Origin of the sequence: Yersinia pekkanenii (assembly GCF_001152565.1) — a bacterium.
Lineage (GTDB): Bacteria > Pseudomonadota > Gammaproteobacteria > Enterobacterales > Enterobacteriaceae > Yersinia > Yersinia pekkanenii.
In genome coordinates, this window is record NZ_CQAZ01000012.1 from 20,147 (window position 1) to 28,413 (window position 8,267).

Below are 8,267 nucleotides of genomic sequence, written 5' to 3' on the forward strand. Positions count from 1 at the left end.
GTTGTGCCTTTTTCGCTTTGTTTTCCTAATTGATCTTTAGGGACAATGCGAATACTCATCAGGGTTTCTCTTCCTGTTTTTTCTGACGCTTACCTTCGGCGCGGACCTCACGATACCAGCGCGGATGGTGCTTTTTAGCCCATGCTGCCGGTACCCAGCCTTCCACCATCGCAGTAATGGTGCCTTTCACCCACAAGGCGGCATAAATATGCACCATAATCACGATAATCAATCCCACCGCCGCCAACGAATGCACCAACAGTGCCAAACGAATCAGCGGGATCGGGAAAGAAGGCGCAAAATAAGGCCGCCAGATAACCACACCACTGGCCAGCAACAACACCAGACTGATAATTGCAGCCCAGAATACGCACTTCTGACCGAAATTATAGCGTCCCGTGTCGCCCACTTCCTCATTCATGGCAATTTTATGAATATTTTTAGCCCATTCCAGGTCTTCTTTGTTAATCAGGTTATGTTTCCAGTAACGGAAAAACATGATTAGGAAGGCGGCGAACATAATCACCCCAGCAAAGGGGTGAAGGATGCGCGCCAACTGCGGCGTACCAAAAATATTCATCAGCCAGTTAAATGACGGGAAGAAGAACCCCAGACCACTGATCGCGGCCAGCATAAAGCAAAAGGCCACTATCCAGTGGTTTATACGCTCCGGTGCGCTGTAGCGCTGGATCCGTTTTTCTTTTTTCATTTCCGCGTTTCCCCGTCATCTGAGTGCTCGATGGTTGTCGACTCAGGTGCTTTGGCTGCCGTATCGGAAGGTGTGGAGTCCGGCTTATCGTCGTCGTCGTCCTCCTCTTCCTCAACCCGGTTCGGGCCGACTCCCACGTAGTGGAAGATACTGGCCGCAAAGGTCGCAGCAAAACCGATAGCCGCCAGCGGTTTCCAGATACCTTTCCAGAAGGTGATGGTCGGGCTGATGGTCGGGTTCTCCGGCAAGCCATGATACAACTGAGGCTTATCCGCATGATGCAATACATACATCACGTGGGTGCCGCCGACACCCGCAGGGTCATACAATCCGGCATTATCAAAACCACGCGTTTTCAGTTCGGCGACCCGGCCTGCGGCCACTTCTTTCATCGACTCTTTGGTGCCAAAGTGAATCGCCCCGGTCGGGCAGGTTTTCACACAGGCCGGTTCCTGGCCGACACTGACACGATCGACGCACAGAGTACATTTGTACACCCGATTGTCGTCTTTATTCATACGCGGCACATCGAACGGACAACCGGCGATGCAGTAGCCACAACCGATACAATGTTCTGATTGGAAATCGACGATACCGTTGGCGTACTGAATGATTGCCCCTTCCGATGGGCATGCCTTCAGGCAGCCCGGATCAGCACAATGCATGCAGCCATCCTTGCGGATCAGCCACTCCAGCTTGCCGCTCTCTTCATCTTCAACTTCAGAGAAGCGCATCACCGTCCATGACTTGGCAGTCAAGTCGGCGGGGTTATCGTATACCCCGACGTTATGGCCCACTTCATCACGAATATCGTTCCACTCCGAACACGCCACCTGACAAGCTTTACAGCCAATACAGGTGGTGACGTCGATTAGCTTGGCCACTTCTTCCTGATAGTTACGGTCCTGTGGCGGCGGCGTGAGGGAGTTGGTGCCAGAGCGCCGGATAATGTCTTGAGTTTGCAGTGACATAGATTATCTCCGTTACACCTTTTCCACGTTGACCAGGAACGCCTTGAACTCAGGCGTTTGCGTATTCGCATCACCGACAAACGGCGTCAGGGTATTGGCCAGGAAGCCTTTTTTCGCCACACCTTCGAATCCCCAGTGGATCGGAATACCGATGGTGTCCACTTCCTGCCCATTAACATTCAGCGTGCGAATACGTTTGGTCACCACCGCCTTGGCTTTGATAAAACCACGGTTGGAGCTAACTTTTACGGTATCGCCCTGCTTGATGCCTTTCTTCTCGGCCAGTTTTTCACCAATTTCCACAAACTGTTCCGGCTGAGCGATGGCATTGAGCAACGCATGCTTGGTCCAGTAGTGGAAATGCTCAGTCAGACGATAAGTGGTACCGACATACGGGAATTGCTCATGAGAACCCATTGCGGCCAAATCGTCTTTAAATACACGGGCGGCCGGGTTGGATATCACATTCGGATGCAGTGGGTTGGTGCCCAGCGGCGTTTCGAATGGCTCATAGTGTTCTGGGAACGGCCCTTCAGCCATTTTGTCGAGGGCAAACAGGCGGCCCATGCCTTCAGGCTGCATGATAAACGGCCCTACATCGCTACCCGGTGCGGCGGCACTGTAGTCCGGAATATCAATCCCGGTCCATTTGGCACCATCCCATTCCAGCAACTGGCGTTTCGGATCCCAGGGTTTGCCTTGCGGATCAGCAGACGCACGGTTGTACAGAATGCGGCGATTAAGCGGCCACGCCCACGCCCAGCCCAGCGTATTGCCGAGACCCGATGGGTCAGCGTTATCACGGCGCGCCATCTGGTTACCGGCCGGCGTCCAGCTACCGGCAAAGATCCAGCAACCACTGGCGGTGGTACCGTCGTCACGCAGGAGCGCAAAGGTGCTAAGCTGCTCGCCTTTTTTGGCCAGCACTTTGCCGTCGGCATCGGTGATATCCGCCAGCGCTTTACCGTTACTCTCCTGCGCCACTTCTTCGGGTGCCGGATTATCCGGTGTCAGGTAGTCCCAGGTCATATTAAGCACCTGTTCTGGCACCGCGCCGCCTTCCCGGCGGTACATCTCACGCATACGCATAAAGATACCCGCCAGAATTTCGCCGTCGTTCAGCGCCTCTGCCGGAGCATCGGCCCCTTTCCAGTGCCATTGCAACCAGCGGCTGGAGTTAACTATCGAGCCATTCTCTTCAGCAAAGCAGCTAGACGGTAAGCGGAACACCTCGGTCTGAATTTTCGATGGATCGACATCGTTAAATTCACCGTGGTTTTGCCAGAAATTCGCGGTTTCTGTATTGAGCGGATCAATAGTGACCAGGAACTTCAGCTTCGACAGTGATGCTACCACTTTGTTTTTATTCGGGAACGAAGCCAGCGGGTTAAAGCCCTGGCATAGATAGCCATTCACTTTGCCCTGCGACATCATTTCGAAATACTGCAACACGTCGTAGCCTTTATCCCATTTCGGCAACCAGTCGTAGCCCCAGCCGTTCTCCTTCTGGGCTTTATCACCGTAGAAACTTTTCATCAAACTGACGAAGAATTTCGGATAATTGCTCCAGTAGTTCACCTGGCCCGGCAGCAGAGTTTTCGGCGTATTGGCGGTTAGATAAGTATCAATATCCGGCTGTTTTTCTGACGGCAGATTCAGGTAACCCGGCAGGCTTTGTGACAACAAGCCAAGGTCGGTTAACCCTTGAATATTAGAGTGACCGCGCAAGGCGTTAATACCGCCGCCCGCCATCCCCATATTGCCCAGCAGCAACTGGATCATTGCCATAGTACGGATGTTCTGCGCACCCACCGAGTGCTGGGTCCAACCCAAGGCATACAGGAAGGTTGCCGTTTTATTGGACACGCTGGTTTCAGCGAGATATTCGCAAACCTGCAAGAAATCTGCTTTTGGCGTGCCACAAATATTAGACACCACCTCTGGTGTATAGCGGCTGACATGCTCTTTCAGCAGGTTCCACACACAGCGCGGGTCTTGCAGCGTGACATCGCGTTTGGCAAAGCCGTTTTCATCCAACTGGTAGTTCCAGGTGGTTTTGTCGTATTTGCGGTTGTCGGCGTCATAGCCACTAAACAGGCCGTCATCGAAAGCATAATCTTCCCGCACCAGCAGGCTGGCGTTGGTATAGGCTTCGACGTATTCGCGGTTAACTTTGTTGTTGGATATCAGGTACAACAATACGCCGGACAGGAACGCAATATCAGTACCGGAGCGGATTGGCGTATAGAAATCAGCCACCGATGCCGTACGGGTAAAGCGTGGATCTATCACCAGCAGCTTGGCTTGGTTGTGGATCTTGGCTTCCATCGCCCAGCGGAACCCCACCGGATGCGCTTCTGCCGCATTACCGCCCATGACGATAATTAAATTCGCGTTCTTGATGTCAACCCAGTGGTTAGTCATCGCACCGCGACCAAATGTTGGAGCAAGACTTGCTACCGTTGGTCCGTGTCAGACACGTGCTTGGTTGTCTACGGCAAGCATGCCGAGAGCGCGAGTAAATTTCTGGGTTAGATAACCCGTTTCATTACTGGATGCCGAAGCACACAGCATGCCGGTACTCAGCCAACGGTTGACGGTAACACCGGCGTCGTTGGTCTTAATGAAGTTAGCGTCCCGGTCTTCTTTCATCAGCTTAGCAATGCGGTCAAATGCATCATCCCAAGTGATCCTCTGCCACTTATCAGAACCAGGAGCCCGGTATTCAGGGTATTTAAGGCGGCTTTCACTGTGGATAAAGTCCACCAGCCCCGCACCTTTCGGACAAAGTGCACCACGGTTGACCGGATGATCCGGATCCCCTTCAATGTGAAAAATACTCTCTTTAGCATTTTTCGCGCCGTCGCCGAGGCTATACATCAAAAGCCCGCAACCGACAGAGCAATATGTGCAGGTATTCCGCGTCTCACGGGCGCGCAGCAATTTATAATTGCGCGTTTCCGCCAGCGCCACTGCCGGCATAAAGCCGAGTGCCGCGACCGTGGTTCCTGCCATACCGCCAGCGCAGATCTTAAAGAACTGCCTTCTGCTGACCTGCATGGGTCTCTCCTTCATTGTCACATTATGTAAATTTAAAATTCAGTTCGCGCTTCCCTCAACAAAACCGGAAGCGCTAAAATCGCTCACGCGATATCACCTTTATCGGTGTGGAATACATTCCTCTGGAAATGGAATTATGCCCACACCATTCTTGATGTGAATGTTACCACATTGTGATTATGGGTTATAACTTTCAGGACCGCACAGTGAGCCAGATCAAACCTTCAGAAATTGACCTCTCCGCCGGGATCTGCGGTGCGAAACAACTTAACGTGCTACAGCGCCATCAAATGTCAGAACCGCAATTGGACTGGCTGGCGGAGGAAGTGCCGGTAGCACTGGTGTACAATGGTATTTCCCATGTGGTGATGATGGCAACCCCGAAAGATCTGGCGGCGTTCGCGCTGGGTTTTTCGTTGTCAGAGGGCATTATTACTGCCCCGAATGACATCTACTCTATTGATGTCACGCCCAATGGTAACGGCATAGAAGTTAACATTGAGTTATCAAGCCGCCGCTTTGCCGGTTTGAAAGAACGGCGTCGCGCAATGGCCGGTCGTACCGGTTGTGGTGTTTGTGGTATCGAGCAACTCGATGATATCTTCCGCCCGATAGCCCCGCTGCCATTCACTCAAACCTTTAACCTGAATCAATTGGATAGCGCGCTGGCACAGCTCAAGCAGGTGCAAACTGTGGGTCAACTGACCGGTTGTACCCATGCTGCCGCCTGGATTAATCCTAAAGGTGAGCTGTTGGGTGGCTGTGAAGATGTGGGCCGCCATGTCGCATTGGATAAGCTGCTGGGAATACGGGCCAAACAGCCATGGCAGCAAGGTGCGCTGCTGGTTTCCAGCCGTGCCAGCTACGAGATGGTGCAGAAAACCGCCATGTGCGGCGCAGAGATTTTGTTTGCTGTTTCTGCTGCTACTACCTTAGCGGTTGAAGTCGCCGAGCGCTGTAATCTGACACTGATCGGCTTCAGTAAACCCGGCAGAGCAACGGTGTATACCCATCCGCAACGGATTAGCGAATAGAAAGACCATGTGATTTGTACGGCATTGATAATCATTTTCAATATCATTTAATTAACTATAATGATCCGAATGCTTACGCGGTGCTTACTTTTTTGCGCCGCCCTACACCTATGGAGACGATGATTATGAGTTACTCACTGCCATCCCTGCCTTACGCTTATGACGCCCTGGAACCCCACTTCGATAAGCAGACGATGGAAATCCATCACACCAAACACCATCAGACCTATGTTAACAATGCAAACACGGTGTTGGAGAGCTTCCCTGAACTGGCTAAATTCAGTGTTGAAGATCTGATTAAAGATCTGGACAAAGTTCCTGCGGAAAAACGCACCTTTATGCGTAATAACGCTGGCGGCCACGCTAACCACAGCCTGTTCTGGAAGGGCCTGAAACTGGGTACCACCCTGGCTGGTGATCTGAAAGCCGCTATCGAGCGCGATTTCGGCAGCGTAGACAGCTTCAAAGAAAAATTTGAAACTGCTGCGGCAACCCGTTTTGGTTCAGGCTGGGCCTGGCTGGTACTGAAAGACGACGGCAAACTGGCTATTGTTTCTACCGCCAACCAAGATAGCCCGCTGATGGGTGAAGCGGTTTCTGGCGCATCAGGCTTCCCGATTGTGGGCCTGGATGTGTGGGAGCACGCTTACTATCTGAAATTCCAAAACCGTCGCCCAGACTACATAAAAGCATTCTGGAACGTGGTTAACTGGGACGAAGCGGCAGCGCGTTTCGCTCAAGCTAAGTAATTAGCCAGAACCGCATAGACTGTACGTCGTATAGCCAAAAAAGCATGCCAGCAAGGTTTTCTTGCTGGCATTTTTATTGCTAAAGTTTCGCCAATTCCTGCCGATAGATCATACAAGAAGGTCACTGGCATTCATGATATGAATTCATGGGTGTGAACATAAATACGTTCGGGAAAAGCACTCTTGCCAAGGCTGCCCCACGTACCCATCAGTGCCCTTAACTCTTCTAATAATTAGACCTCCCTCCAATTCACCTACCTGATTAATTTGCATCAGAAATACCGCATAACGGAGCAGAATATGGCCGCATTTAGCAAAGTTTTTGGTAACTTTGAAAACGTAAAAGTCGGTAAAAAGCTGGGATTAAGCTTTTTCCTGATGTTGTTGTTGGTCGGGATCATCGCGGGTACCACCGCTTATCATTTCTCCGTAATTGAAGAGCATGCTTACAAAGTCGATCTGAGTTACAAAATTAACGATGAAGCTAACCTGGCAAAATATAATCGTGCGTTATATGAACGTACTTATGATTTGCAATACATCACAGAAAACTCGGAGCATATCAATAAGATAAAAAATCTTCTGGCCCAAAGCGAAAACCTTAACTGGTCAGAAGATAACCGTAAAACGATTGGCAGCATTGATGATGTGGTAGAGGAATACCTGCAACAGCAGAGTAATTTTGTTAATACAGTGGCACATAAAGACGATGTGCGCAAAAGCTGGAATATCTCTGAAACCCAGAAAAATCTCAACGAGTTACAACAAAGTTTGCTCAATGAAGGGGCAGATACCCGTACCCAAATCCTGCTGGCGGAGATGAACCAGAAGTTAATGACCGTACGCTACAATGCACGCGGCTTACTGCTGGACCACAATCAAGATGCCGAATCATCGCTGATAACCTCAATCAATATTGCCAACAGTGCGGCGAATGCATTCATGCCGGTGTTATCAGCCGATCAGCAAAAGTTACTGGCACCCGTCATCTCCAATCTAAGCGCCTATAAAGCCAATGTACTGGCCTACTTACCGGCTTATCAACAAGAGCTGGAAGTCGGCAAAGTGATGGAATCCAGTGCTAATGAATTGAACAAGCTGGCAACCTATCTGTTCACCCAAGAACTGCAAGGAACCCACGATGAAATCAATGATGCGCAATTTCAGTTAGCCGTTGCCGTCATTGCCGCCCTGCTGTGCGGTTTGCTGATTTCATGGCGTATGACCCGTCAAATTACCGTGCCATTGCGTACCACGCTGGCGATGGCAGAACGGATTGCGACCGGAGATTTAACGGCGGCGACCACTTCAAATCGTACCGATGAGCTGGGTCTGCTGATGAATGCCGTCGCCCGGATGAATGAAAATCTGCGCGCCATGATTGATGAAATCCGCATTGGCGTCAGTCAGGTATCTCATGCCTCCGGCGAGATTGCTGCCGGTAATACCGATTTATCATCCCGTACCGAACAACAAGCCGCTGCCGTAGAAGAAACGGCCGCCAGTATGGAGCAGCTCAATGCCACGGTTAAACAGAATGCCGATAATGCTCATCACGCCAATCAACTGGCAACCGAGGCGTCGTATACCGCACAGCAAGGCGGTAAGTTGGTTAATGATGTGGTGCGCACCATGAACGATATCTCCGGCAGTTCCAAACGGATCGCTGAAATCACCTCGGTGATTAACAGCATCGCTTTTCAGACCAATATTCTGGCGCTGAATGCGGCGGTTGAAGCGGCTC

The 8,267-nt window shown here is 51.1% G+C and carries 6 protein-coding genes (1 of these 6 cut by a window edge); 3 read left to right on the plus strand and 3 right to left on the minus strand.

The features are described from left to right. Positions 1-58: 58 nt before the first annotated feature. Genes fdoI through fdnG form a run of 3 tightly spaced genes read right to left on the minus strand, consistent with a single transcriptional unit; the run spans position 59 to position 4,740 of the window. Positions 59-709 carry a formate dehydrogenase cytochrome b556 subunit gene (fdoI, locus tag AEP37_RS07840; RefSeq protein ID WP_049612146.1) on the minus strand — a complete coding sequence of 217 codons (651 nt, stop codon included), beginning with the start codon at positions 707-709 and terminating at the stop codon, positions 59-61. Continuing rightward, positions 706-1,680: a formate dehydrogenase subunit beta gene (gene fdxH / locus AEP37_RS07845; protein WP_049612148.1), complete on the minus strand. Its 975-nt coding sequence runs from the start codon at positions 1,678-1,680 to the stop codon at positions 706-708. Before fdxH ends, fdoI begins: the two co-directional genes overlap by 4 nt. 12 nt (positions 1,681-1,692) lie before the next feature. Further along, a complete protein-coding gene (fdnG, locus tag AEP37_RS07850; protein ID WP_156168553.1) occupies positions 1,693-4,740 on the minus strand; it encodes a formate dehydrogenase-N subunit alpha in 3,048 nt (1,015 codons plus the stop codon). A 179-nt stretch (positions 4,741-4,919) separates the two neighbouring features. Here fdnG and fdhD point away from each other — a divergent pair, with 179 nt between their 5' ends. From fdhD to AEP37_RS07870, 3 genes are all read left to right on the plus strand, one after another. Continuing rightward, positions 4,920-5,774 (plus strand): formate dehydrogenase accessory sulfurtransferase FdhD, encoded by an 855-nt coding sequence (gene fdhD, locus AEP37_RS07860; RefSeq protein WP_050691869.1) that lies wholly within the window; start codon positions 4,920-4,922, stop codon positions 5,772-5,774. A 125-nt stretch (positions 5,775-5,899) separates the two neighbouring features. Then, on the plus strand, positions 5,900-6,523 hold the full coding sequence (sodA, locus tag AEP37_RS07865) for a superoxide dismutase [Mn] (protein ID WP_049612156.1): 624 nt from the start codon (positions 5,900-5,902) through the stop codon (positions 6,521-6,523). A gap of 300 nt (positions 6,524-6,823) precedes the next feature. After that, a protein-coding gene (locus AEP37_RS07870; RefSeq protein ID WP_049612158.1) for a methyl-accepting chemotaxis protein crosses the window boundary here: on the plus strand, positions 6,824-8,267 show its 5' portion. It continues 518 nt past the right edge of the window; the window shows 1,444 of its 1,962 coding nt (coding positions 1-1,444); the start codon lies at positions 6,824-6,826; its stop codon lies beyond the right edge, outside the window.

Coding starts and splice junctions, on each gene's coding strand:
- fdoI (WP_049612146.1), bottom strand. CDS start 709: ATGAAAAAAGAAAAACGGATCCAGCGCTACAGCGCACCGGAGCGTATA.
- fdxH (WP_049612148.1), bottom strand. CDS start 1,680: ATGTCACTGCAAACTCAAGACATTATCCGGCGCTCTGGCACCAACTCC.
- fdhD (WP_050691869.1), top strand. CDS start 4,920: ATGGGTTATAACTTTCAGGACCGCACAGTGAGCCAGATCAAACCTTCA.
- sodA (WP_049612156.1), top strand. CDS start 5,900: ATGAGTTACTCACTGCCATCCCTGCCTTACGCTTATGACGCCCTGGAA.